At 69.6% G+C, this 26,140-nt stretch carries 14 protein-coding genes; 9 read left to right on the top strand and 5 right to left on the bottom strand.

The window, feature by feature from the left end; genetic code table 11:
- Positions 1 to 84: 84 nt before the first annotated feature.
- Positions 85 to 1,257, bottom strand: coding sequence for a PAS domain-containing protein (locus tag WMF12_RS18635; protein ID WP_437872911.1), 1,173 nt, complete (start codon positions 1,255 to 1,257; stop codon positions 85 to 87).
- Between the two features lie 289 nt (positions 1,258 to 1,546).
- Complete coding sequence (locus WMF12_RS18630; RefSeq protein WP_437872910.1) at positions 1,547 to 2,479, bottom strand: AraC family transcriptional regulator; 933 nt, start codon at positions 2,477 to 2,479, stop codon at positions 1,547 to 1,549.
- 197 nt (positions 2,480 to 2,676) lie between these two features.
- Between WMF12_RS18630 and WMF12_RS18625 the strand changes: the two genes are divergently transcribed.
- The 7 genes from WMF12_RS18625 to WMF12_RS18595 all read left to right on the top strand — a co-directional run bounded on the left by WMF12_RS18625 (position 2,677) and on the right by WMF12_RS18595 (position 10,369).
- The gene (locus WMF12_RS18625) at positions 2,677 to 3,438 is read left to right on the top strand and encodes a hypothetical protein (protein ID WP_437872909.1); all 762 of its coding nucleotides are present in this window, start codon (positions 2,677 to 2,679) and stop codon (positions 3,436 to 3,438) included.
- Positions 3,439 to 3,528: 90 nt separating this feature from the next.
- Complete coding sequence (locus WMF12_RS18620) at positions 3,529 to 4,875, top strand: RNA polymerase sigma factor (RefSeq protein WP_437872908.1); 1,347 nt, start codon at positions 3,529 to 3,531, stop codon at positions 4,873 to 4,875.
- Positions 4,872 to 5,960, top strand: coding sequence for a hypothetical protein (locus tag WMF12_RS18615; RefSeq protein WP_437872906.1), 1,089 nt, complete (start codon positions 4,872 to 4,874; stop codon positions 5,958 to 5,960). The genes WMF12_RS18620 and WMF12_RS18615 overlap by 4 nt, the downstream gene beginning before the upstream one ends.
- A 137-nt stretch (positions 5,961 to 6,097) precedes the next feature.
- Entirely contained in the window at positions 6,098 to 7,240 is a 1,143-nt protein-coding gene (locus WMF12_RS18610) for a hypothetical protein (RefSeq protein WP_437872905.1), read from the top strand.
- A 925-nt stretch (positions 7,241 to 8,165) separates the two neighbouring features.
- Positions 8,166 to 8,810: a hypothetical protein gene (locus WMF12_RS18605; protein WP_437872904.1), complete on the top strand. Its 645-nt coding sequence runs from the start codon at positions 8,166 to 8,168 to the stop codon at positions 8,808 to 8,810.
- Positions 8,811 to 8,927: 117 nt separating this feature from the next.
- Positions 8,928 to 9,569, top strand: coding sequence for a hypothetical protein (locus WMF12_RS18600; protein WP_437872903.1), 642 nt, complete (start codon positions 8,928 to 8,930; stop codon positions 9,567 to 9,569).
- 101 nt (positions 9,570 to 9,670) lie between these two features.
- On the top strand, positions 9,671 to 10,369 hold the full coding sequence (locus WMF12_RS18595) for a hypothetical protein (RefSeq protein WP_437872902.1): 699 nt from the start codon (positions 9,671 to 9,673) through the stop codon (positions 10,367 to 10,369).
- A gap of 63 nt (positions 10,370 to 10,432) precedes the next feature.
- Here WMF12_RS18595 and WMF12_RS18590 read toward each other — a convergent pair whose 3' ends face one another.
- Positions 10,433 to 11,137 carry a hypothetical protein gene (locus WMF12_RS18590; protein ID WP_437872901.1) on the bottom strand — a complete coding sequence of 235 codons (705 nt, stop codon included), beginning with the start codon at positions 11,135 to 11,137 and terminating at the stop codon, positions 10,433 to 10,435.
- A 179-nt stretch (positions 11,138 to 11,316) separates the two neighbouring features.
- Between WMF12_RS18590 and WMF12_RS18585 the strand changes: the two genes are divergently transcribed.
- Positions 11,317 to 12,078, top strand: a complete 762-nt coding sequence (locus WMF12_RS18585; protein ID WP_437872900.1) for a hypothetical protein — start codon at positions 11,317 to 11,319, stop codon at positions 12,076 to 12,078.
- Between the two features lie 95 nt (positions 12,079 to 12,173).
- Here the strand turns inward: WMF12_RS18585 and WMF12_RS18580 are convergent, their stop codons facing one another.
- Together WMF12_RS18580 and WMF12_RS18575 are read right to left on the bottom strand one after the other, a co-directional pair.
- Entirely contained in the window at positions 12,174 to 18,251 is a 6,078-nt protein-coding gene (locus WMF12_RS18580; protein WP_437872899.1) for an AAA family ATPase, read from the bottom strand.
- 1,342 nt (positions 18,252 to 19,593) lie between these two features.
- Positions 19,594 to 25,647 (bottom strand): AAA family ATPase, encoded by a 6,054-nt coding sequence (locus tag WMF12_RS18575; RefSeq protein ID WP_437872898.1) that lies wholly within the window; start codon positions 25,645 to 25,647, stop codon positions 19,594 to 19,596.
- A 129-nt stretch (positions 25,648 to 25,776) separates the two neighbouring features.
- On the opposite strand from WMF12_RS18575, the gene WMF12_RS18570 reads away from it, so the two are divergent.
- A complete protein-coding gene (locus WMF12_RS18570) occupies positions 25,777 to 26,136 on the top strand; it encodes a hypothetical protein (protein ID WP_437872897.1) in 360 nt (119 codons plus the stop codon).
- Positions 26,137 to 26,140 lie beyond the last annotated feature (4 nt).

Genomic DNA, 26,140 nt, shown 5'->3' with positions numbered 1-26,140 from the left:
GAAAGAGGGGGACGGCGTCGCGCCGGAGGCGCTCTCCGGCGCCGGAGCGAGCCCGAGCGGCGCCGGGGCCGCGCGCGGGAACCGTCAGCTCGCCGTCACACTGGCGCGGTTCTCCTGATGCGGCTGCGGCGCCATCCGCCGGATACAGTAGCTCAGGGCAGCCCGCAGATCGCGTTGCGTCGAGATCGTCGAGAGATCGAGCCCCAGCGCGACCATCGTCTGCGCGACGTTCGGCTTGATGCCGGCGACGATGCCTTCGGCGCCGAGCAGGCGGATCGCCGCCACGAGCTCGATGAGATGGCTCGCCACCTTCGTGTCCACCATGTCGACCCCGGTCAGATCGAGGATCGCGAAATGGGCTTGTTTCTCCATGATGCGCGCGAGCAGCGTATCCATCACCTCGGCCGTCCGCACGCTGTCGACCACGCCGATCATGGGGAGCGTCAGCACCCCGTTCCATACCTCGATGATCGGCGTGGAGAGGTTGCGAATCACCTCCTGCTGCTTCTCGATCTGAGAGAGCCTGGCCCGCAGCTCGTCCTGCGTGCGCTTCACCGCGGTGACGTCGAGCGAGAACCCGAGCACCGCGTCGACCTCGTCGCGCCTGTTGCGCACGGGGACGGCCCAGCTCTCCCAGTGGACGCCGTGCGCTGTGGTGTGATCATGGGCCATCGTGCCGGCGATCGCCGCCCGCAAGGTGGCGCGCTCTCTCTCGGGATAGAGATCGAGCAGGTTCTTCCCGAGGAGCTCGCCCCTCGCGAGCCCGGCGGCATCGAGCCCCTTGCCGTCGTGGTAGATGATGGTCCCCTCGGTGTCGATCGCCCAGATGACGACCTGGAGGTTGTCTGCCAGCCCGTCGAGGAGCCGCTCCTTGAGGCTCGGCTCTGCCCGGCTGCTCTCGCGGTTGGCGTCGACCTGCCGCAGCGACCCGTGGATCGTGCCCCCTTCGGGCGCCCGGCGCGCGTTGCACGTCAGGCGCCGGTACGCCCCCTGGGCGTCCATCAGGCGCACATCGACCTGCACCTGCTTTGTCTGCTCCTTCAACCGGATCCACGCAGCGGCGAAGTCGGCGCGATCCTCCGCATGGACGAGCGCCGTGAGCGAATTGCCATGCGCTATCCCGGCCCCCAGCGCCTGACGGAGCGCGCCGCTCGAGTGCAGCACATCCCCATCGATTCCCGCGATGAAGAGCATCTCTGGACAGGATGCAAGAAATGTATGCAGCAGCCCCGAAGCGGCGTCCATTTCGTTCGCCATCGTCTCCCTCCCATATGTCCCCCCTCAACAAGATGGCTTGTATCAGAAGCGCATCGCGGTTGGGAAGCCGAGCTCGCAACGTGATGATGTTGGTGCGATGGACAACGGATCGCGTCCAGCGTTGAGGCCGGCGCCTGCGGGTCGGTCATGCGCCCCAGCAATTGAGATCCATCTCGGAGCGCTGCGTCTCCAGGGTGGACCGGGGCATCCGATCACGAGACGCCGTGCGGCCGGGAGCACCGGAGTCGCATCTCCGGGGCTGCGGATGAGCTCTCGTGGATTGCTGCGGTCAGCGGCGCGGCCGCACCTTGAACCAGAGCTCGAGGTCCACGCGGCCGTCCTTCGGCTCGTCCGTGACGTAGTGCTCGTGGGAGGTGAAGTCGTCGGGCGCGAGGCTGCTCTCCCTGAACCAGCACGAATAGATGCTGCGATACGCCTCTGGGATCCCGGACACCTCGCCGGCATAGCGGAAGACGGCGTAGCGGCCCTCGCTCATCCGGCCGCGGAAGAGCGGGGGCGGCAGCGGGACGGCCTCAGGACAGGGCACGCAGGCGTGGTATCGGCACAGCTCGGGGGCCGTGATCTGCGGGCTGTCGTGCGGTATACCCCAGGCATCCACGGCGTCTTCGCAGAGCCCGAGCTGCCGGGCGGCAGCGATGAGGTCCGACCAGAGGCGCTCGAGGGCCGAGACGTCGTACCCGCCCGGGCTGGCGAGGCATGCGAAGTCGAGCCCGCTCGTGGTCTCGAAGCGGACCCGCGCGCTCCACGCCGCCGCCTCGAGGCGCCGCTCGTCGACCCCGCGCTCGGGCGGGAGCGTATAGAGCTCTTCCGGCCGAAAGTCCTTTCCGTAGAGCGACGTCAGCTTCCCGATCGCGACGGGGAGGCCGCGCTCCGGGCTCCGCACCTGCGACGGGCTGCAGCCGAAGTGCGCCGCAAACGCCTTCGAGAAGTTCGAGGCGGACGAGTACCCGGACGAGAGCGCCACATCCATGATGCTGCGGTCCGGCTCGTACGCGAGCCGCAGCGCCGACTGCTCGAGCCGCCTCCGGGTGATGAACCGCCCGATCGGCTCGCCGACCGCCGCGTGGAAGACCCGGTGGAAATGGAACTCGCTGAGGCGCGCCGCGCGCGCGACGTCCGCGACCGTGATGGGCCTCTCGAGGTTCGCGGCGATGAAGCGGAGCGCGCGCTCGATCTCGGGCCGGTGGGCGGACTCCGTCACGACGACCTCCGCGAGGCGGCCTCAGCGAGGGCGAGCGGCGTGCCCGGAGCGCGCGGGCCTTCGAATCGCATGTCCGCATTCTAGAGCGGCTCCGGCCGGAGAGGCGCTCTCCGGCGCGCCGAGATCGGGGCGACCTACCGGTTCACCCCCGGCGCGGCTACGCTGGCCGCTCCAGACAAGCCCGGGCTGCGCTGCCGATGAACCCCACCCTCGATCTCCTCGACCTCGATGCATCCTACGCTTACACGAGCGCTGTCCGGCTCCTCAGCCTGGACAGGGCAGCGCCTTTCTGGCCCGATCTAGGGCTCCGCATCGATGACGTCGAGGCGGTGAAGACGGCCGCGCGCCGCTGCGTCCGGGCGGAGATCGCGATCGAGGCGCTGGACGACGAGGAGCGGGACTACGAGGGCATGATCGCGGTGCACATCGCGGCGTTCCTCGCCGACGTCGAGCGCTCCCAGGGCACGGCGGCTGCGGCGCAGATCCGCGCGTGGATCGAGGAGCGCTACTTCGTCCTCGACCGGCTGCCGGACTGGCGGACCATGTGGCAGGTGCTCGTCGTGTGGCTATCGCGCCGCAAGGAGCACCGCGTCGCGCGGTTCGGCCTGCCGCTCGACAAGATCGCCAAGCTCTTCCAGATCGCCCGAGCGTGGGCGGAGACCGAGGACACGCTGGATCGGCGCATCGCCGAGGCGGAGGCGCTCCCGCTGGAAGGATGGGACGCCGAGGCCTACGCGGCGTACCGAGGCGACGACTCCGACCTGAGCCCCCTCACCGCGCTATCGCAGCACCTGTCCGCGCTCGAGTTCGAGCGCACCTGGGGCGCGATCCGGCGGCTGCTCGGCCCGGCGGAGATGGACGCGCTCGAGCGCTGGGGTCAGGCCGAGGTGCTGGCCCACATGGAAACGATCTCGCCCCACTCGGCGTGGATCCCGCCAGAGGGCCGCAGCCTGTCGTGAGCGCGACGCTCGCCGCGGGAGCGCCTCCGTCCCGTGCGCCGGGCGGTGCGTTTCCCGAACAGACCCGAAGAGCTCCCCGCAATTCTGGGTATGAGCACCCACGTTTCTTCCGCCGACGCCTCCCGCGCCGCTACCTGGAATTCCGTTCACACCGCAGCGCTTGAGACGCTCCCGCGCTCGCTCCGGCTCCTGGGAGTCGCCGCGTCCGACATCGACGATCTGGTCCAGGACGTCCTGCTTGCGGCGTACGAGAGCCTGGATCGGTTCGATCCCGACTACCCCGCCTCCGCCTCGCCGCCGCCTCCGCGCGAGGCCGACTCGGCCGGCGATCCACCGCAGCGGGATGGCCGGCGCCCGCGCGGCAGCGCGGAAGCCCGATGGCTCTTCGGGATCGCGTGGCGGAAGGTCAGCCATCACCTGGAACGCGCCTACCGCCGCCGCGAGGTGCCGGACGGCTTGCACCCCGCGCCGCGCGGCCAGGCCGTCGATCCCGCGCCGAGCAGCGAGCAGCGCGTCGTGGAGCGAGAGCGGCTGGAGCTCGCGATCGACGTGCTGAGCGCGATCGCCCCCGAGCGGCGGGTCCTGCTCGTCCTGCACGAGGCCTGCGAGGTGCCGATCGTCGAGATCGCGCGCGAGCTCGGCATCAACTACAACACGGCCGCGAACCGGCTGCGCCTGGCCCGTGAGGACTACCGCGCCGCCGTCGCGCGGCTCCGCCCGGACCAGAGAGAGGCGCTGCGCGCGTGCTGGCTCCCGTTCCCGCTGGCGTCGGAGTTCCTGGCGCGCGACGGCGGCGCGAGCACCACGGCGCTGGCCGCACCGCTGCCGGCGCCTGCTCCGCCTGCGACACCCGGACCGCTGGCACCCCCGCCGACAGCGCCTGCGCCGCCGGCTCCGCCGGCATCCCCGCCGCGTTTGCCTGCCACCTCGACGCTGCCACGTAGGCCAGGACGGATTGCCGTCGCCCTCGGGTCGGCTGCGGCGGGCGTCGCCGGAACGGTCGCCGTGCTGCTCGCCCTCGCGCCGCCGCCGGCCCTCTGGGCTCGCCGCTTCGGGCCGGTGCTGCCCGAGCTGCTGCCCGCGGGCGGCGCCTGCCTCGCAGCGACCCCGCCGCAGCAGGCGCCCGAGCCGGGGCCCGTCGCCCCCGCGCCCGAGGCGCCGCACCGCCCGTGCCCTGCTGCTCCGCGGGCGGCGCCGCGGGCCAGCGAGGCCAGCGAGCGCGATGACACGTTCGTGGAGGAGCTGCGGCTGCTCACCGCGGCGCGAGAGCGCCTCACCGCCGGTGATGCGGCCGGGGCGCTCCGGCAGATCGCCGTGCACGAGCAGCGGTTCCCCGGGGGCCAGCTGAAGAACGTGCGGGAGCGGCTTCGCACGGTCGCCCTGGCGCGCGTCGCCGCCCCGGAGCAGGGCGCGCCGGGGAGCGAGCCGTCGCGATGAGCGGGCCCTGCGGCAGACCGAGGTTCGGCGCGCGTCTGGCCCGGTGCGCCATCGGTCCGCGCGGGGGCGCGGGGTGGCTGGCGCGCGCCGCCGGCGCGGCGGCCACGGCGGCGATGGTCCTGCTCTGTGTCGCGGAGGGGCACGCCGCGCCGGATCTGGATCAGGCTGCGATGCGGCTGGAGGTCGTACGAGGCCCCGGCGCCGAGGGCTGCGCCGACGGGGCGCTCCTGCGCGCGGAGGTGGCGCGAGGGCTCGGCGGCGATCCGTTCGAGGACGACGCGCCGCGGGTGCTCACGGTCAGCATCGCGCGGGAGGGGCCGGAGCTCACGGCCTCGATGGCCCTGCGCGAGAGCGAGGGCGCGGGCGAGACAGCCTGGGCCGAGGGCTTCAGCACCCGGCGCGGCTGCGCGGAGCTGCTCTCCGGCGTGGCCCTCGCGATCGTGGCGCAGATCCTGACCGCGCCGGAGCGGGCGTCACCGCCCTCCGAGCCCTCGCCGCCGCCTGCACCGCCGCTTCCGCAGGTGCGCCGAACCGCGTCGAAGCCACCGCTGCATGAGGCGATGCCAGCGCCGACAGGACGCTGGCGGCTGGAGGCGGGGCTCGGGGCGACCCTCGGCCTGGGGATCACGCCGGGGGCTGCGGCGGGCATGACCCTATCCATCGGCGTTCGCCGGCCCGACTGGTCGGTCGCCGTGGAAGGGCGAGGGCTCGTGTCCCTGGCGCAGGAGGTGAAAGACATGAGCATCAGCACCAGGGCCTTCACGGCGGCTGGTGTGGGCTGCCTGCACGGCCACCACCTCTTCGGCTGCGGGGTCGCGACCCTTGGCTTCATCCGGTTCGTCCCCCGGCATCCGTGGGACATGACGGTACGCGACGACCATCTGTTCAGCGTTGGAGCGCGGCTTGGCAGCGCCTGGGCCCTCTCGGACAGGTGGAGCGCGCATGGATACGCGGAGGCCAGCGCGATCGTGGACGACGCGGTGCTCCGACGCGGGGGCCAGCGGCGCGAGACCGCTGGATTCACCACGTGGTCCTCACCTCCGGTCGGCGTGGCGCTCGGACTCGGTGTCACGGCGACGTACTGAGGGACCTCGCGGAGGCCGGCTCTTCTCGCCAACGACGTGAGAATCTTCAAAAGGGAACCATAATGCTCAGTGCAATCGAATCTCTCGTGACAGCTGCCCGTTGTGAGCGCGGGCCATCTCTATGTATCTTGTCCGGCATGCGAACCCGCTTCCTCCTGCTCGTAGGATCCCTCTTCTTTCCTGGCTGTTCTGGAGAAGATCCGACCGTCTACGGTCCCTGTCAGCCTCAGGAGTACGGCAACCCAGGTTGCCCATGGCCCGAGGAAGGCGGCGGCGGGGCTGGTGGCGATGGTGGGGGCGGCGGCGGAACCGGTGGAGCCGGCGGGACGGGCGGCGGCGACGAGACAGCCTGCGCCGGCGATTGCGTCCCACCGGCGCCGCTCGGCTGGTTCGGCCCGGCGCTCCTCTGGTTCGGCCCGCGGGACCAGGTGCCGGACTGCCCAGCCGCCGCGCCGAACATCGGCTACGAGGGGTTCGCCGATCTCGCGCCCGCACCGCTCGCCTGCGCGGCCTGCTTGTGCGATCCGCCTGACGCGGCCACCGCCTCGTGTCAGCTCCCGCTGGGCTGGTCGGCGCACACGGCGACGACGTGCGCTGGCGACCCCGGCACCGTCGAGACCGCCTTCGCCGCGCCTGACGGCTGGGACGGCGCCTGCACCGCCGCGAACGCGATCCCCGCGGGCCAGGACTGCGGCGGGAATCCGTGCGTGAAGTCGGTCTCCATCAAGGCGCCGGTAGTGACGGTGACCGGCGCATGCACACCCAGGGTGGACGAGCCGCCGCCGCCGGCGCTCCTCGATCCGTGGCAGACCCGGGCGCTCGCCTGCGTGCCCGGCGCCTACACGGAGTGCCTGGGCGACCGGAGCACCTGCATGCCCTCGCCGGACCAGCCCGGGGTCCCGCCGCCCGGCGGCTTCCTGACGTGCATCTTCCACGAGGGCGACGTGACGTGCGAGGAGCCCTATCTGGACAGGCACGTCTTCTACGGCGGCGCCGAGGACACGCGCGCCTGCTCCGAGTGCGGCTGCGGGGAGCCGGAGGGCGCGTCGTGCAACATCAAGACCTCCGTCTACAGCGACGGCGCGTGCGGGGAGCTGCTTGCGTCCAACGTCGTGAGCTCGACGACGCCGTTCTGCGGGGTCACACCGCCCGGCGTCGCCCTCGGCAGCAAGTCGGCGGAGGTCGTGGCCGTGGACCCCGGCGGCTGCGCCCCGAGCGGCGGCGAGCCGATCGGCGAGTTGCTGCCGGCCGAGCCGTCGACCTTCTGCTGCCAGGCATAAGCCCGCAAGAAGAACAGGCGATCATCGCCTCGCGCTCGGCAACAGTTCCACCCGATCCGCGAGCTCTCCGCGCTCCTCGTTGCGGAGGGCCGCGACCAGGGCGCCATGATCGACCCCGCGAGCATGCCGCGTCCATTGGCCCGAAGCCGCTACCTGGCGGCGTAGGCCCGGACGTCCGAAAGGCGGCTGCGCGCCAGGGAATGGGCGCGCTGCCAGCGAGCGTTCGCGGCATGGACCGCGCGAACCGATTGGCCCCCGTCGATCCCCTGAAAGCGAAGCGATATTGTACGCGACCGGCCGCGCGAGTCATCGCTTGCTCCCGACGTCCTGGACATCGCGTGCGTATCTTGGCGAGCTCGGCGCGCTCGCTCGCGACGCCCGGCCGCGGCCATGTCCACGGATTCATCGAAGAACGATAGCCTTTCCTGTATCCTCCTGCCTGCTTCTTGAGACAAACGCGAGCCACCACCAGATACCCCTGAGAGCAAGAGCCTATGACCGCAGCACGTCGTTCAAGGACAATCCGTCCCAGCCTCGCCCAGATCATTTCCGCCACCGTACTATCCCAACCCGGATGCACGATCTTCGACGAAACACCAAAGCCGACGTGCATGGATCCATCCCCCGAGTGCCAAGCACTGTGTGCACCAGAAGACCAATCCCCTCAGCTAATTTACTGCTTTAGGACAACACCGCTACAGAACCAATTCGTAAACACGGTAAATTCGAAGAATTGCAACCAATGGCGCGAATTACTACAACCCGTCAGCGGCATCAGCCTAATCATTACCCCTGAAAAAGTTGGGATAACGCCAACCAAGAAGGACCCCTGCTACTACTAGCCTGTACCACACTGGAGACCCATTCGCCCTACCAGCTGACCTTCAAACAACGATCGCTATCGCCACCCCGCAACATTCGACACATGGGAACATTACCGAAGCCGACAACATGGATTGGATTAGGCATTATTGCGGTCGCCGCCTTGGCGGCGGCATACAATCTGGGAAGGACCTCGGCAGAGAGCGGCAGCCGCCCTCAACGGCACCAGCATGCCGCCAGCGAGGACGATCCCGATCTTCGATCAGCTCTGAGCGTCGCCCAGAAGAGGTTGGCCAGCTGCGAAAAGACCCTCCAGCGTCACGACCAGCTTCTTCAGAAGAGAGAGGAAACGCTCCACACCGACGAGGACAACCCCACACCTTCACCTGAGCCAGCGCTACCGGAGCGATGCATCGTCGCGTCGCAGGTGAAGCACCTGCATCTCCTGGCCGCGAACTGCGGGAGCATTCGGAGACATTTTGACGCATACAAGACAATACTGGGCAGCAGCACGATCGACTGTGAAATCGTCTTGGACATTCTATCCATGGCCCAAGGACAGTCCGCCCTCTGTGACGCCATCATAAGAATCAGCGAGGGCGCCACCTACCAAGATGCCATGAGCGACCCGCTCGCCATTGCCGCGGCGGAAGACGCCTATGCGACCAGGAGCGAACACGGCGACCTCGGCTACATTGAAAAGCTGGTAAAGAACCCAGATTGCATAGCCCGCATGCGGCCCCAATGAATCGAGCCCATGTCACGCCGTCGCTCATCTCGCGGGAGCCATCGCCCCGCTGGTCGGACAGGCCAGGGTCGCCATTCTCACGCACGCACCAGGACTTTAACCCGTAACGATCGATACATGGGAACGTCACCGAAACCTACAACATGGATTGGATTTGGGGCCATCGCGGTCGCGGCGCTGGCGGCGGCATACAATGTAGGAAAAATCTCTGCTGAGAGCAACGAACAGCCTCAAGCACGCCAGCACGCCGCCGGCGAGAGCAACCCCGATCTTCGGTCGACCCTGAGCGTCACCCGGAAGCGGTTGGCCAGCTGTGAGACGGCCCTCCAGCGTCGCGATCACCATGCTCAGAAGAGAGAGGGACATCTCCACGTCAACGAAGGCAAACGCGCACCCTCACCCGTGCCAGAGCTCTCGGAGCAATGCAGAATCGAATCGCAAGCGAGCGAGCTAGAGGTGCTAGCCATGGACTGCAGGATCTTCAGTGGACTGTTCGGTGCGTACAAAGCCATACTCGGCAGCGACACGATCGACTGCGAAACCATATTGAGCATTCGAGATCTGGCTCGAGACCAGTATTCAACTTGCTCCGACGTAATAAGATCTTTCGAGGACGCGTCACGGCCGGATGTTACGAGCGATCGTCGCGGCATCCACGTAATGGAAAGCGCTTACATGTTCAAGAGCTACTACGGCGACATCGACATCGATGAACTGGTGAAGAACCCAGCGTGCGTAGACCGCATGCAGGCCGAATGACGCGAACACATTTCACGCCGCCGTTCGTGTCGCGGGCGCCGTCGACTAGCCGTTCGAGCAGGCAAGGGCAGCCCTTGTTTCGCGCTCTGTTAGGGTTTGGAGTGTTCACCCTCGCCGCTCTGGCATCGGCGAAAGAGCCACGGCCCCCAGAGAAATTCCATTGGGACGGCCTCCATGTCAACGGTGTCGTTCATACAAAGCTCCCCCATCTCGTGAGACTCGGAGTCACTTACGGCGGCGGAACAGCTCCGGGGGCTGTCCATACCGTCATGGTGAGCTTCGGGCAGACCGCGAGCCCCACCCAGGAGCTCAACATCGGGTACTTCATCGGCGTTGGAGTGGGCAAGGAGAACATGTCGACGATAGAAGACAAGAAGCTGGGGATCCACGCCACGTACGAGGCCGGACCGTTCAGGGCGAGCGCGGCCACGAGCTTTCAACTCTACCAATTGATCGGAGCCGTTCTTCCCATGTTCACCACGACCATGAGGCCGCAGGCGACCCTCGTCCGGACCACGCACGTCGACCTGTTCCTCGGCGGAGACGTCTATTCCCGCAACCTGAACGTCCAGCTCGGCCTCACGTGCGGATTACGGTTCCGAGACATAAGAATCTTCGAACGAAGCATCGCTGGGCTCTTGTCGATATCGGAGATGAACGCTTGGACCAGCGTTCCACCGCATGGAACCCTCTGGATGGCCTACGTCGAATCGCGCCTCGGGATCGTCGTCGATCTGGAGCCCGACAAGGGAGACAAGGGAGAAGAGCGCGACCGGATCCGTGAGTATGGGCAGCTCTGATCGGTCGCGCCCGGGACGCCGCCCGCCTTGTCGCTCGCGCTCAGGCGGGTTGCGGTGCGGTGCTCAGGGCGCCTCGCCCTCACCCTCTCCATCTCCGATCGCGTCGTCCGCGATCGCCTCCGGCTCCTCCTCCAGCGCCTCCTCGACGGCTTGCGCCGGGGAGGCCCGCGAGAGCAGGCGCGGCGTGACCGACTCGAAATCGTCGCCGTGGAAGTAATAACCCACCTTCCGGAGCGCCGGGTGCCGCCGCAGGAGCAGCGTCCACAGCCGATCTCTCGTGTCCTCGGCCGCGCTCTTGTCCTTCTTCTTGACCTCTACCCGGGCTCCCGCCGGGGTCAGGTTCTCGAGCAGCCACTCGCTCGTCCGCCGGAGGTTCTCGATCTCCTCCCTCGTGAACGGGTGGAGCCCCTTGAGCGCGCCCGCGTGCTGCGTGAACAGCGCCGCGAGCTCCATGCCATCCTGCGCTATATCGTATTTCCCCGAGCCCGCCCGGATCTGCGCGACACGCTCCTTGTCGAGGAGGCCGCGGCGGGCGAAGAGCTCCGCCTGGGTCAGGAGATCCTCGCGCGGCCCGCCGATCTCCTTCAGCGCCTTCTCGATCTCCTTCGGGCCCACCGCCCGGGGCAGCGCCTCGCGCGCGGCGAACAGGAGCGCCCGCGCGAGGTCCGGCAGCTCCAGGAGCTCGTCGACCGCGATCCTGGGCAGGTGCTCGCGCACGGCCTTCACCTGCTCCTTCGTGCCGAGCGCCGCCGCGACGCCGCGCTTCACGTTGACCAGCGCGAGGCGCGGATCGGCGCGCTCACTCCCGGGTGCGGCCCGGCAGGCCCTGGTGCATGGCCGTCCCTGTCGTGTGGCTCTCGGCTCACCGTCGTGCGTACGGCGACCTACCCGCTCACCCCCGGCGTCGCTAGGCTGGCCGCTCCAGACCACCCCGAGCTGCGCTGCCGATGAACCCCACCCTCGATCTCGCTAACCTCGATGTATTCTACGCTTACAGGACCGCTATCCGGCTCCTCAGCCTGGACAGGGTAACGCCCTTCTGGCCCGATCTCGGGCTCCGGCTCGACGGCGTCGAGGAGGTGAAGACGGCCGCACGTCGCTGCTTCCGGGCGGAGATCGAGCTCGAGGCGCTGGAGGACGATGAGCGGGACTTTGACGGCATGATGGCGGTGCACATCGCGGCGTTCCTCACCGACGTGGATCGCACCCAGGGCACGGCGGCCGCGGCGCAGCTTCGCGCGTGGATCGAGGAGCGCGTGTTCTTCCTCGGACTGGAGCCGGAGTGGCAGATGATGTGGCACGTGCTCGTCGCGTGGCTACCGCGCCGCAAGGAGGACCGCGTCGCGAGCTTCGGCCTGCCGCTCGGCAAGGTCGCCAAGCTCTTCGAGATCGCCCGAGCGTGGGCGGAGACCGCGGACGCGCTGGATCGGCGCATCGCCGAGGCGGACGCGCTCCCGCTCGAAGGATGGGACGCCGAGGCCTACGCGGCGTACCGCCGCGACGACCCCGACCTGAGCGCCCTCGCCGGGCTGTCGCAGCGCCTGGCCGCGCCCGCGTTCGAGCGCACCTGGGGTGCGATTCGGCGGCTGCTCGGCCCGGCGGAGATGGACGCGCTCGAGCGCTGGGGTCAGGCGGAGGTCCTGGCCCACATGGAAACGATCTCGCACCACTCGGCGCGGATCCCGCCAGAGAGCCGTAGCCTGTCATGAGCACGACGCTCACCACGCCGCGAGGGACGATCTAGGCGCCCCCCTCGGCAGGTGGTCCGGGCGCGGAGGTCACGGAGCGCGGCTGCGGTGTCTAGCTAGGCCGGCGCGACGCCGCGCTCGTCCGCCTCCGGCGGGCTCAGCGGGAGCTCCACCACGAACGTCGCGCCGGCGCCCGGCTTGCTCTGCACCCGGATGGATCCGCCGTGCGACGCCACGATCGAGCGCGCGATGTAGAGCCCGAGCCCGATGCCGCCGAAGTTGCGCACCGACACCGCGCGCTCGAAGCGCTCGAAGATCCTGCCCTGATCGGCCTCGGCGATCCCGATCCCCTCATCCCGGATCACGAGCAACGCGCGATCCGCCTGCCGCCGCACGCCGATGAAAATAGGCCCGCCTGCGCCGTACTTCATCGCGTTCGACAGGAGGTTGATGACGACCTGCTCCAGGCGATCCGGATCCCAGTCCCCGACCACGGGCGCTCCCAGATCCAGCTGCGTCGGGCAGCGGGCGTCCGCGAGCTGGGAGCGCATCCGCTCGACGACCTCACCCACCAGCGCCGCCAGATCGACCGGCGCCCGCGTGAGCGTCAGCCGCCCGGCGTTCATCCTCGTGACGTCGAGCAGCTCGTCGACCAGGCGCCCGAGCCGCGACGTCTGGCGGCCGAGGATACGGAACATCGCCTCGATCCGCGCCGGGGGAACGCCTGCGAGCGAGCCGCGGCGCAGCAGGCGCTCGGCCGCCTGCACCTGCATCTGCATCGAAGTCAGCGGGGTCTTGAGCTCGTGAGACGCGACGACGAGGAACTCGTCCCGCCGCTCGATCGCCTCCTGGGCCTCGGTGTACAGGCGGGTATTGTCGAGCACGAGCGCCGCGCGGCGCCCCAGCTCCTCGGCCAGCCGCAGGTCGGCGGGGCCGTAGCGGCGCTCGGGCGCGGTCGCCAGCAGGGTCATGACGCCGAAGTAACGGTCACGCGCGAGCAGCGGAACCCGCAGCAACGCGTGGACGCCGAGCCGCTCCCAGGGTGGCCTGACCCGCGGGTCGAGCGAACGCACCTGCTGCACCAGCGGCGCGGCGCGGCCATCGACCCCCTCGGATCCGGCCGGCGGCGCTTCTGCAAGAGCGCGCAACGCGTCCTTCAGCGCTTCCAGCTGCTCGCCGGGCACCCCTGCGACAACCGTCGGGCCCGGTGTCCTGTCCGCCGAGAGCACCTCGACGACACACTGATCCGAGAGCTCGGGCACCGGGAGCTGCGCCACGCTCTCGAAGGTCGCGCTGTACCCCAGCGTCATCAGCTTGCGGCTCGCCTCGGCCAGGAAGCGCTCGGCCTGCTCCGCCCGCTTGCGCTCGGTGATGTCGGTGGAGATGCCGCAGAGCACGCCGGGCATGACCCCCTCGCCGAGAGGGAATTTGATCGACAGGAACGTGTGCAGCCCGTCCTCCAGCGGCACCATCTCCTCCCACTCCATCGGCGCCCCCGCCTCGAGCACCTTCCGCTCGTGCTCGCGGACCACCTCGGCGAAGGGAGCAGGGAAGAGGTCGGCGTCGGTCCTCCCGAGGAGCTGCGCGCTCGGCATGCCCAGGAGGGCGCCCACCTGCCGGTTGGCGAGCAGGAATCGGCCCTCTCGATCCTTGACGTAGACGCTCGCCGCCGAGTTGTCGACGATGGCCTGGAGCATCTCCTGATTGGCCTTGAGCGCCTGCTCCGCCCGACGCCGCTCGGCGTTCTCCTGCTCCACCTCGGCATAGAGCGTCGCGTTCTCCAGCGAGAACGCCGACTGCGAGGCGAGCAGCTCGACGACGCTGAGCCGCCCGGGGGTGAACGCCCCGGTGGCGAGGTTGTTTTCCAGGTAGAGCAGGCCGATGAGCCGGCCCTGGCGCACGATCGGCAGGCACAGCACCGATCTCGGGCGCTTGCGCCGGAAATACTCATCCTCCATGAAGGGGTGCCGGCCGGCGGCGTCGTCGAGCAGCACGCGCTCGTGGCTCCGGCGAACATAGTTGAGGACCGACTGCGGCAACGCCGCCGAAGGCGCCTCGCCCGCATCCAGCAGCCGTACCTCGCCCCCTGGCGTCTCGATCGCCGCGAGCCACAGCTGCTCCTCCCGGACCAGGAGGACACAGCCCTCCTCGGCGCCCGCGTGCTCGACCACGATGCGAAGCAGCATCTCGAGCAGCCGCGAGAGCTTGAGCTCGCCAGAGATGCTCTGCGCGGCCTTCACCACCGACAGGACGTCGAACTGCTCGGCCCGTACGGCGAAGGTGACGGTGGGGGCGATCGGCTTGCGCTCGACGAGGTGAGGGTAGCGCTGATCGAGCTGCTCCACCTTGGCGCGGGCGCCCCAGCGGAAGTAGCCGGCGCGGGCGCTTCGCAGGTAGCTGTCGGCGGGCGTCGAGAGGCCGCGCGCGCGGTAGAACTCCGCGGCGAGCTCGCAGGCGATGGCCTCATGCTGGACGAAGCCGCCCTCGCGCGCCGCCGCGATGGCCTGCTCGTAGAGCCGGCTGGCCTCCGGCTCGCGCCCCAGGAGCCGGGCGATCTCGGCGCGGACCAGGGCGTGCTTGTGGAGGAAGTTGTCGGGGCCGCTCCTGGCCCACGCGCCGAGCTGCCGCTCGCACTCGAGGAGCCCCTCGGGGAGCACCCACAGCGGGGATGGCTGCGCCTCGTGCGCGCCGTGCGGCGCGTTGAAGAGGGCCGCGAGCGCGAGCGCGCGATAATAGAAGCTCTCGGCGATGAGCGCGTGCGGCCGGACCCCGGGGGGGTGCTCGGCAATCGCGCGGGTCGCCGCCGCGAGCGCCTCTCGGGGAGAGCCGAGCACGAAGAGCGCCTGCGCCTTCAAGCCGTAATAGAAGTCGCGAGCGGCCTCCAGATGCCCAGCCTCCTCCAGCTGCGCCTCGAAGCCCGGCGGATCCAGCTCGGACCCGTCCCGCATCAAGGAGCGGACCGGCCTCCCGCGCAGCGTCTGGATCATGGCGTGGCCGCCGAGGAGGGCGTTGTGCGGGAACGCGTAACCGACCCTGCGCACGAAGTCGAGGCGCTCTTTGACCTCGTGGAGCACGTCCTCCAGCGGCTCGCCAGAGAGCAGCGGGAACAGCGCGGCCCAGATGCAGATGAGGCACGCGTTGTTCAGATTACCGGACTCGACCGCGGCGCTGAAGCCGTCGCGCGTGTATGGATACGTCTCTCTGTAGTGGCGTGTCCAGAAGACGACATAGTGTCCGAAGAGGATGACCACCACCGATTTCGTGGTGAGGAGGCCGCTCCGGTCCGCCAGGTCGTGGCCGAGCCGGCCGAACAGGTAAGCCTCCTGATATCGCCCGAACCTCGAGCTGATCACCATCGCGAAGGCGGCGTACGCGAAAGCGGAGTGCTCGGTGTTGCCGTGGCGCAGGCAGAGCTTGACCATGCGCATGACGACGAGGTTGTACAGGTTCGGGTCCACGAAGAACGCAGGGAGGGACACGCTCTGCAGCACGCCCATCGTGATCTTGATCTCCGGGTGCGTCATGGGGGGCAGATGGATCAGGTCCTCGATGGCCCGATCGCCCAGGGCCTGCCAGACGCGCTCGGTCTCCTTCTCGATCTGTGCGTCGGTGGGGTGGAGCGGCAGATCAACGTCGCACGCGCGGAGGCACGAGAGCCCGATCTCCACCGCGCGGCAGTATTGCCCGCGGGTGACATTCAGCGCGGAGACGAGCTCGACGACGGCGGCCGTCTCGTGCCGGGTCCTCGCGCGATCCATGAGCTCTTCCAGGCGCCGCTCGGCTTCCTCGAAGCTGCCGGTGATGTACGCGATGTGCGCGCGCTCGAAGGTCAGGCCGTAGGTCAGCTCGTGACCTGTCTCCCACGAGGCCGGCGCGAGCAGGGAAAGGCCAGCCGCGAAGAGCGCGGCGGCGGATTGGAAGGCCGCGGCCGCCTTGGCCTTCCTGCCGGCGCGGAGGTTCAGCGCGGCGACCTCATCCCGCTCCGCCTGGGAACGCAGAAGCGCGGCGCCGCGGTTGAGGTGGCCGACGACGTCGAAGAGCGCGTCGTCGCGCTCCTCGGCGCGTTGTGCCGAGAGGAGCAGCTGCCCGATCCGGAGGTGCATCTCGGCGAGCTGTCCCGCCGGGATGAGCGAGTAGGCGGCTTGCTGCACCCGGTCATGGAGGAATCGATAGGCGCCGTCCCGGCGGAGGAGCAGCCCCTCCCGCACGGCCTCCTCGAGCGCGTCGCGGAGCTCCGCCGCCGGACGGCCCGCGATCACCGCGAGCGTGTCGAGCTCCAGGCTGCTGCCGAGGCACGCGGCGAGCATGAGCGCGTCCCGCGTCGGGCCGGAGAGCCGCTTCAGCTTGCCCGCCATCAGCTCGACGACGTTGTCGGTGAACTCCTTGTCCCGGATCGCGGCGATGTCCCACCGCCACCTGCCCTCCTCCGCGTCGAAGGTGATGAGCCCCTCCTGATGCAGGGCGATCAGGAACTGGAGCACGAAGAACGGGTTGCCGCCGGTCTTCTCGTACACCAGCCGCGAGAGCGGCTCGGCCTGCTCCGCGGGCGCGTGCGGCGCGTGGACCGTCTCGGCGACGAGCGCCCCGACATGGGTGGCCGAGAGCGGCTCGAGGACGAGCTCGGAGACAGCGGCGCCGCGCTTCCGCGCCTCGGCCAGCGTGAGCCGCAGCGGGTGCGCGGGGCCGACCTCGTTGTCGCGGTACGCGCCGATCAGCAGGAGGTGCTCGGACCCGGCGTAGGTGGCGAGCTGCTCGAGCAACTGGAGGCTTCCCGCGTCGGCCCACTGGAGATCGTCGACGAAGAGCGCCACGGGGTGGTCCTTCTGCGCGCATGCCGAGACGAAGCGCTGGAGCGTCGCGTGGAGCCGGCTCTGGGCCTCGGCGGGCGGCAGCTCGGGCACGGGCGGCTGAGGGCCGAGGAGCAGCCCGAGCTCGGGGAGCACGTCAGCGAGCAGCCCGCCGCTTTCACCGAGGGCCTCCCGGAAACGCTGTCTCCAGCCCTCGACCTGCTCCTCGCTCGCGCAGAGGATCTCCTGAAAAAGCGCCCGGAACGCCTGATGGAAGGCGCTGTAGGGGACGTCCCGCGCGGCTTGCTCGAACTTGCCGGACAGGAAGAAGCCGCGCTCCCTCACCACCGGCCGGTGCAGCTCGGCGACGAGCGACGATTTGCCGATGCCCGAGTAGCCCGACACGAGCACGAGCTCTGGCCGGCCGCTCGCGACCACGCGCTCGAACACGGCGAGCAGCGCCGTAACCTCGCGCTCTCGCCCGTACAGCCGCTGCGGGACCTGGAACCGGTCGGAGAGATCGCGCCCCCCGAGCGCGAAGGGGGGAACGGAGCCGCTCGTCCGCCATCTGGCGAAGCACTCGTCCAGGTCGTGCCGCAGGCCCGCCGCGCTCTGATAACGCTCCTCGGCGGCCTTGGAGAGCAGCTTGAGCACCACCGCGGAGAGCTGCGGGGGAATCGAGGGGACGAGCGCGTGCGGCGGCTGCGGCGCCTGGGCGATGTGGCAATAGACCCACGCGACGGGATCGTCGGCCTGGAACGGTAGAGTGCCCGTCAGCATCTCGTAGAAGACGACGCCCAGGGAGTAGAGATCGGTCCGCTGGTCGATCCAGCGGTTCATTCGGCCTGTCTGTTCCGGGGCCATGTAGGCCAGGGTCCCCTCGATGAGCCCGATGTGCTCGAGGTGCTGGAGCTCGCGGGGTATCCGGGACGCAATCCCCAGGTCGGTGATCTTCACCTCGCCTGTGGCGGGGTTGAGGAGCAGGTTCTGAGGCTTGATGTCCTTGTGGACGACGCCGTGCCGATGCAGCCCGGCGAGCGCCTCGACCAGGCGGATGGCGAGGGGGAAGAAGCGCTCGAGCGGCGTCGGCCCATCCTGGAGCCGATCGAGCGACACGCCGCCGAAATCCTCCAGGACCAGCGCCGGCTGTTCGCCGAGCATCGCGAGCCCATAGGGCTTGACGATGGCCGTGGTGTCGAGCGCCCGAGCGATCTCGTATTCGTGGCGAAGCCGCTCGGGGGCGCGAGGGCTCGCGTGATCGCGCCGGAGGACCTTGAGCACCACGGGATGGCCATCGTCCTCGCGTACACCCCGGTAGAGAACGGTGTCTGAGCCCTCGTAGATGGCCTCGATGATGGCGTAACGGGACGAAGACCCGTGATCGGACGAGTCGGGATTGGTGCCCACTTGAGCCCTGATGCGGGTGATGTGCGACACATGCTGCCATGGTCGGCGCGCGTCGCCAGCGCTTTGAGCGGGCGACGCGCCGGACATCCTCCGTCCTAAGCGAACGCCGCTACGGCTCGAAGCGGGGCTCGGGGCGCCCCTGGGCCTGGGATCACACCGGGAACCGTGGCCGGGATGACGCTGGCCGTGGCCGTTCGCCGGTCCGGACGGTCGATCGCGGTGGAGGGGCGCGGGCTCGTCTCCTGGCGCAGGAGGTGGAGGGCACGCTCGTCGGCGCCACGTCGTTCACGGCGGCTACGGTGGCCTGCCATCACCACCACCTCCTGTTCGGCTGCGGAGTCGCCACGATCGGTGCTGTCCGATTCACGCCCCGCAATCCGTGGACCAGGTCGCATCGATCCTCGTCAGCTCCATGGCGCCGTTCTGCGGGTCACGCCGCCCGGCGTCGCGCTCGGCAGCAAGTCCGCAGAGGTCGTGGCCGTGGATCCCGGCAGCTGCGCCCCGAGCGGCGGCGAGCCGCTCGGCGAGCTGCTGCCGGCCCGGACGTCCGAGGGGTGGCTGCACGCCAGTGTCTGGGTGCGCTGCCAACGAGCATTCGCGACGTGAACCGCACGCATCGATCGGCCCCGCGTCTATCCCCCTTCACGCCCGGATTACGATTCATGGACATAGGAGTATTTGATCGAAGCATGGATGGACTCTTGTCGATAACGGAGACAAGTACTTGGACCAGCGTCCCCGCACGCTCCTTGCGGCGCACGTCCGGGATCGCGTCCTCTGGCGACGCGGGGGTGGACGAACGGCGCGCGGCGGTCGACGCTCCAGCGAACGAAGGCGGCGGAGGGCGCTTCAGGGTCGCTCGGAGATGCGCCTGGCTGGTAGGGTTGCTTCGGCCTGCCGCTCGGCAAGATCGCCAAGCTCTTCGAGATCGCCGAGCGTGGGCGGAGACCGCGGACGCGCCGGATCGGCGCATCGCCGAGACGGACGCGCTCCCGCTGGAAGGATGGGACGCCGAGGCCTACGCGGCGTAGCGCGGCGACGACCCCGACCGGAGCCCCCTCGCCGGGCTGTCGCTGCGCCTGGCCGCGCTCGCGTTCGAGCGCACCTGGGGTGCGATTCAGCGGCTGCTCAGCCCGGCGGAGATGGACGCGCTCGAGCGCTGGGGTCAGGCGGAGGTCCTGACCCACATGGATTCGATCTCGCACCACTCGGCACGGATCCCGCCAGAGAGCCGCAGCCTGTCATGAGCACGACGCTCACCACGCCGCGAGGGACGATCTAGGCGCCCCCCTCGGCAGGTGGTCCGGGCGCGGAGGTCAAGGAGCGCGGCTGCGGTGTCCAGCTAGGCCGGCGCGACGCCGCGCTCGTCCGACTCCGGTGGGCTCAGCGGGAGCTCCACCACGAACGTCGCGCCGGCGCCCAGCTTGCTCTGCACCCGGATGGAGCCGCCGTGCGACGCCACGATCGCGCGTGCGATGTAGAGCCCGAGGCCGAGGCCGCCGAAGTTGCGCACCGACACCGCGCGCTCGAAGCGCTCGAAGATCCTGCCCTGATCGGCCTCCGCGATCCCGATCCCCTCATCCCGGACCACGAGCAGCGCGCGCTCGGCCTGCCGTCGCACGCCGACAAAGATAGGCCTGCCTGCGCCGTACTTCATCGCGTTCGACAGGAGGTTGATGACGACCTGCTCCAGGCGATCCGGATCCCAGTGCCCGACCACGGGCGCTCCCAGATCCAGCTGCGTCCGGCAGCGGGACGCCGCGAGCTGCGGGCGCATCCGCTCGACGACCTCGCCCGCCAACGCCGCCAGATCGACCGGCGCCCGCGCGAGCGAAAGCCGCCCGGCGTGCAGCCTCGTGACGTCGAGCAACTCGTCCACGAGGCGCCCGAGCCGCGACGTCTGGCGGTCGAGGATCCGAAGCATCGCCTCGATCCGCTCCGGGGGGACGTCCGCGAGCGAACGGCGGCGCAGAAGTCGCTCGATGGCCTGCGCCTGCATCTGCAGCGAGGTCAGCGGGGTCTTGAGCTCGTGAGACGCGACGACGAGGAACTCGTCCCGCCGCTCGATCGCCTCCTGGGCCTCGGTGTACAGGCGGGCATTGTCGAGCACGAGCGCCGCGCGGCGCCCCAGCTCCTCGGCCAGCCGCAGGTCGGCGGGGCCGTAGCGGCGCTCGGGCGCGGTCGCCAGCAGGGTCATGACGCCGAAGTACCGGTCGCGCGCGAGCAGCGGAACCCGCAGGAACGCGTGGACGCCGAGCCGCTCCCAGGGTGGCCTGACCCGCGGGTCGAGCGAATGCACCTGCTGCACCAGCGGCGTGGCGCGGCCATCGACCCCCTCGGATCCGGCCGGCGGCGCTTCTGCCAGAGCGCGCAGCGCGTCCTTCAGCGCTTCCAGCTGCTCGCCGGGTACCCCCACGACGGCCGTCGGGCCCGGCGTCCTGTCCTCCGAAAGCACCTCGACGACGCACTGGTCCGAGAGCTCGGGCACCGGGAGCTGCGCCACGCTCTCGCAGGTCGCGCCGTAGCCCAGCGTCATCAGCTTGCGGCTCGCCTCGGCCAGGAAGCGCTCGGCCTGCTCGGCGCGCTTGCGCTCGGTGATGTCGGTGGAGATGCCGCAGAGCACGCCGGGCATGACCCCCTCGCCGAGAGGGAATTTGACCGACAGGAAGGTGTGCGGTCCGTCGTCCAGCAGTATCTCCTCTTCGCATTCCATCGGCCCGCCCGAAGCGAGCACCTTCCGGTCGTTGTCCTGGAGCGTCTCGGCGACCGCAGGAGGGAAGAGCTCGGCGTCGGTCTTTCCGAGAAGCTCATGGCTCGACAGGCCCACGGCGCTGCCCGTATGCCGGTTGGCGAGCAGATACCGGCCCTCGCGATTCTTGAGGTAGATGGAGGCCGCAGAGTTGTCGACGATGGCGTGCAGCGTCGCCTGGCTCTCCCGGAGCTCCCGCTCCGCCCGCCGCCGCTCGGCGTTCTCCTGCTCCACCTCGGCATAGAGCATCGCGTTCTCCAGCGAGATCGCCGACTGCGAGGCGAGCAGCTCGATGACGCTGAGCCGGCCGGGGGTGAAGGCGCCGGAGACGAGGTTGTTCTCCAGGTAGAGCAGGCCGAGCAGCCGGGCCTCGCGCAGGATCGGGAGGCACAGCACCGATCTCGGGCGCTTGCGCCGGAAATACTCGTCCTCCATGAAGGGGTGCCGGGCGGCGGCGTCGTCGAGCAGCACGCGCTCGCGGCTCCGGCGAACGTAGTTGAGGATGGACCGCGGCAGCGCGGCCGCCGCGGCCTCGCCTGCATCGAGCAGCCGCGCCTCACCCCCCGGCGTTTCGATCGCCGCGGTCCACAGGCATTCATTCCGGACCAGGACGACGCATCCCTCCTCGGCGCCCGCGTGCTCGACCACGATGCGCAGCAGCGTCTCGAGCAGGCGCGGGAGCTTGAGCTCGCCGGAGATGCTCTGCGAGGCCTTGACCACCGGCAGGACGTCGAACTGCTCGGCCCGCACAGCGAAGGTGACGGTAGGGGCGATCGGCTTGCGCGGGGCGAGGTTGGGGTAGCGCTGGTCGAGCTGCTCGACCTTGGCGTGGGCGCCCCACGTGAAGTAGGCAGCGCGGGCCCTTTGCAAGTAGCTATCGGCGGGCGTCGCGAGGCCGCGCGCGCGGTAGAACCCCGCGGCGAGCTCGCAGGCGATGGCCTCGTGCTGGACGAAGCCGCCCTCCCGCGCCGACGAAATGGCCTGCTCGTAGAGCCGGCTGGCCTCCGGCTCGTGCCCCTGGAGCCGGGCGATCTCGGCGCGGACCAGGGCGTGCTTGTGGAGGAAGTTGTCGGGGCCGCTCCTGGCCCACTCGCCGAGCCGCCGCTCGCACTCGAGGAGCTCCTCGGGGAGCGCCCGCGGCGGGGATGCCTGCGCCTCGTGCGGCGTGTTGAAGAGGGCCGCGAGCGCGAGCGCGAGATAATAGAAGTTCTCGGCGATGAGCACGTACGGCTCGCTGCTGAAGGGGTGCTCGACCATCGCGCGGGTCACCGCCGCGAACGCCTCTCGCGGAGAGCCGAGCACGAAGAGCGCCTGGGCCGTCAAGCTGTAATGGAGGCTGCGAACGCTCTGCAGATCCCCCTCGTCCAGCTGCGCCTCGAAGGCCGGCGGATCCAGATCGGATCCATCGAGCATCGAGAAGCGGACCGACCTCCCTCGCAGTGTCTGGATCATGGCGTGGCCGCCGAGGAGGATGCAGTACGCGTACGCGTAACCGGTCCTGCGCACGAAGCCGAGGCGCTCTTCGACCTCGTGAAGCAGGTCCTCCAGCGGCTCGCCAGAGAGCAGCGGGAACAGCGCGGCATAGATGCAGTGGAAGCACGCCGTGTTCAGCTCACCGGACTCGACCGCGGCGCTGAAGCCGGCGCGCACGTACGGATACGTCTCTCTGTAGTGGCGTGTCCAGAAGATGACCTGGCCGAAGGTGCTGAACACCATCGATTTCGTGGTGAGAAGACTGCTCCTGTCCGCCAGGTCGCAGCCGAGCTTGCCAAACAAGTACGCCTCCTGGTATCGCCCGAACCTCGGGCCGATCAACATCGCGAAGGCGGAGTACGCGAGAGCGGAGTGCTCGGCGTTGCCGTGGCGCAAGCTGAGCTCGACCATGTGCAGGACGACGAGATACTGCAGGTCCAGGTCCACGAAGAACGCAGGGAAGGCCACGCCCCGCAGCACGCCCATCGTGAGCTTGATGTCCGGGTCGGTCATGGTGGGCAGATGGATCAGGTCCTCGATCGCCCGATCGCCCAGGGCCTGCCAGGCGCTCTCGGTCTCCTCGTCAATCTGTGCGCCAGAGGGGTGGGGCGGCAGATCGATGTCGCAGGCGCGGAGCCACGAGAGCCCGATCTCCACCGCGCGTGCACATTGCCCGCGGGTGACGTTCAGCGCGACGACGAGCTCGACGACGGCGGCCGTCTCGCTCCGGGTCCTCGCGCGCTCCATGAGCTCTTGCAGGAGCCGCTCGGCTTCCTCGAAGCCGCCGGTGATGTACGCGACGTGCGCGCGCTCGAAGGTCAGTCGGTAGGTCAGCTCGTGCCGCGCCTCCCACGAGGCCGGCGCGAGCAGCGAAAGGCCCGCGGCGAAGAGCGCGGCGGCGGCCTCGTAGGCCGCGGCGGCCTTGGCCTTCCTGCCGGCGCGGAGGTTCAGCGCGGCGAGCTCGTCCCGCTGCGCCTGGGAATGCAGGAGTGTGGCGCCGCGGTTGAGGTGACCGACGACGTCGAAGATCGCCTCGTCGCGCTCCTCCGCGCGCTGCGCCCTGAGGAGCAGCCGCCCGATCCCCAGGTGCATCTCGGCGAGCCGTCCCTCCGGGATGAGCGAATAGGCGGCTTGCTGCACCCGGTCATGGAGGAAGCGATAGGCGCCGTCCCGGCGGAGCAGCAGCCCCTCCCGCACGGCCTCCTCGAGCGCGTCGCGGAGCTCCGCCGCCGGACGGTCCGCGACGATCGCGAGGGTGTCGAGCTCCACGCTGCTGCCGAGGCACGCAGCGAGCGTGAGCGCTTCCCGCTCCGGGGCCGAGAGCCGCTTCAGCTTGCCCGCCATCAGCTCGACGACGTTGTCGGTGAACCCCTTGTCCCGGATCGCGGCGATGTCCCACCGCCACCTGCCCTGCTCCGCGTCGAAGGTGATGAGCCCCTCCTGGTGCAGCGCGATCAGAAACTGCAGCACGAAGAACGGGTTGCCGCCGGTCTTCTCGCAGACCAGCCGCGAGAGCGGCTCGATCTGCCCTTCGGGCGCGTGCACTGCCTCGGCGACGAGCGCCGCGACGTGGGCGGCGGACAGCGGATCGAGGGCGAGATCGGAGACGGCGGCGCCGCGCTTCCGCGCCTCGGCCAGCGTGAGCCGCAGCGGGTGCGCGGGGCCGACCTCGTTGTCGCGGTACGCGCCGATCAGCAGGAGGTGCTCGGACCCGGTGTAGGTGGCGAGCTGCTCGAGCAGGAGGAGGCTTCCCGCGTCGGCCCACTGCAGATCATCGAGGAAGAGCGCCACGGGGTGCTCCTTCTGGGCGCACGCGGAGACGAAGCGCTGGAGCGTCGCGAGCAGCCGGCTCTGGGCCTCGGCGGGCGGAAGCTCGGGCACGGGCGGCTGCGGGCCGAGGAGCAGATCGAGCTCGGGGAGCATGTTGGCGAGCAGCCTGCCGTTCTGGTCGAGGGCCTCCCGCAGGCGCCGTCTCCAGCGCTCGACCTGCTCCTCGCTCGCGCAGAGGATCTCCTGAAAAAGCGCCCGGAACGCCTGATGGAAAGCGCTGTAGGGGACGTCCCTCGCGGTTTGATCGAACTTGCCGGAGAGGAAGAAGCCCCGTTCCCTCACGATCGGCCGGTGCAGCTCGGCGACGAGCGACGACTTGCCGATGCCCGAGTAGCCCGACACGAGCACGAGCTCTGGCCGGCCCTGCGCCACCACCCGCTCGAACACGGCGAGCAGCGCTTCCACCTCGCGCTCGCGCCCGTACAGCCGCTGCGGCACCTGGAACCGGTCCGAGAGATCGCGTTTCCCAAGCGCGAAGGGCGGAATGGCGCCGCTCGCCCGCCACCTTGCGAAGCACTCGTCCAGGTCGTGCCGCAGGCCGGCCGCGCTCTGGTAACGCTCCTCGGCGGCCTTGGAGAGCAGCTTGAGCACGGCCTCCGACAGGAGCGGGGGAATCGAAGGGACGAGCGCGCTCGGCGGGGGAGGCTTCTGCGCGATATGGCAATAGACCCACGCGACGGGATCGCTGGCCTGGAACGGCAGGGCGCCCGTCAGCATCTCGTAGAAGACGACGCCCAGGGAGTAGAGATCGGTCCGTTCGTCGATCCAGCGGTTCATCCGGCCCGTCTGCTCCGGGGCCATGTAGGCCAGGGTCCCCTCGATGAGCCCGGCGTGCTCGAGGTGCTGGAGCTCGCGGGGTATCCGGGACGCAATCCCCAGGTCGGTGATCTTCACCTCGCCGGTGGTGGGGTTGAGGAGCAGGTTCTGAGGCTTGATGTCCTTGTGGACGACGCCGTGTCGATGCAGCCCGGCGAGCGCCTCCGCCAGGCGGATGGCGAGGGGGAAGAAGCGCTCGAGCGGCATCGGCCCTTTCTGGAGCCGATCGAGCGACACGCCGCCGAAATCCTCCAGGACCAGCGCCGGCTGATCGCCGAGCATCTCGAGCCCATAGGGCTTGACGATGGCCGTGGTCTCGGGCGCCCGGGCAACCTCGTACTCGTGACGCAGCCGCTCGCGGGCACGGGGGCTCGCGTGATCGCGCCGGAGGACCTTGAGCACCACCGGACGGCCGTCGGCCTCGCGCACACCCCGGTAGAGAAGGGTGTCTGAACCCTCGCAGAGGACCTCGATGATGGCGTAACGGGATGACGCCCCGTGATCGGAGAAGATGGGAATGGGGTTCACAGGAGCTGTACGACGGGTAATGTGCGACGCATGCTGCCATGGCCGGCGCGCATCGCCATCGCTTTGAGCGGGCGAGGCGCCGGGCATCGTCCGTCCTCCTCCGCGAAACGCCAGCGCGCCGAGGGCCCCATGACTGCGGCAGTCACGCCGAGTTCGTCCGCTCCTGCGCTGCTAGGCGCGCGCTGTCGGCTGGAAGCGGGCGAGAAGGGAAAGGGGCACCTCGGGCAGCGGCGGAGGCACGGCCTCGCCGAGCGCGAGGAGACTCAGCGTCTTCTCGGTGAAGCGCCCCGCGAACTGGCGCCGTCGCGCGGTCAGCCACGCGTTGACGGAGGCGGCGCTCTCTTCGCGCGCTGCCTGGATGTCGGCGAGCTCGTCGGCATCGAGCGGCGTCGCGGCGATGAAGTCCTGGACCGTCTTGACCGCATGAAGCGCGCGGCCTGGCTTGAGCTGAACCTTCAGCTTCTTTCGAGCCAGGATCGCTCGTGGTGAGGAA

It is taken from the genome of Sorangium sp. So ce363 (genome assembly GCF_051520435.1).
GTDB lineage: Bacteria > Myxococcota_A > Polyangia > Polyangiales > Polyangiaceae > Sorangium > Sorangium cellulosum_B.
Note: the sequence above shows the minus strand (reverse complement) of the source record. Positions and strands in the feature narration are given on the sequence as shown.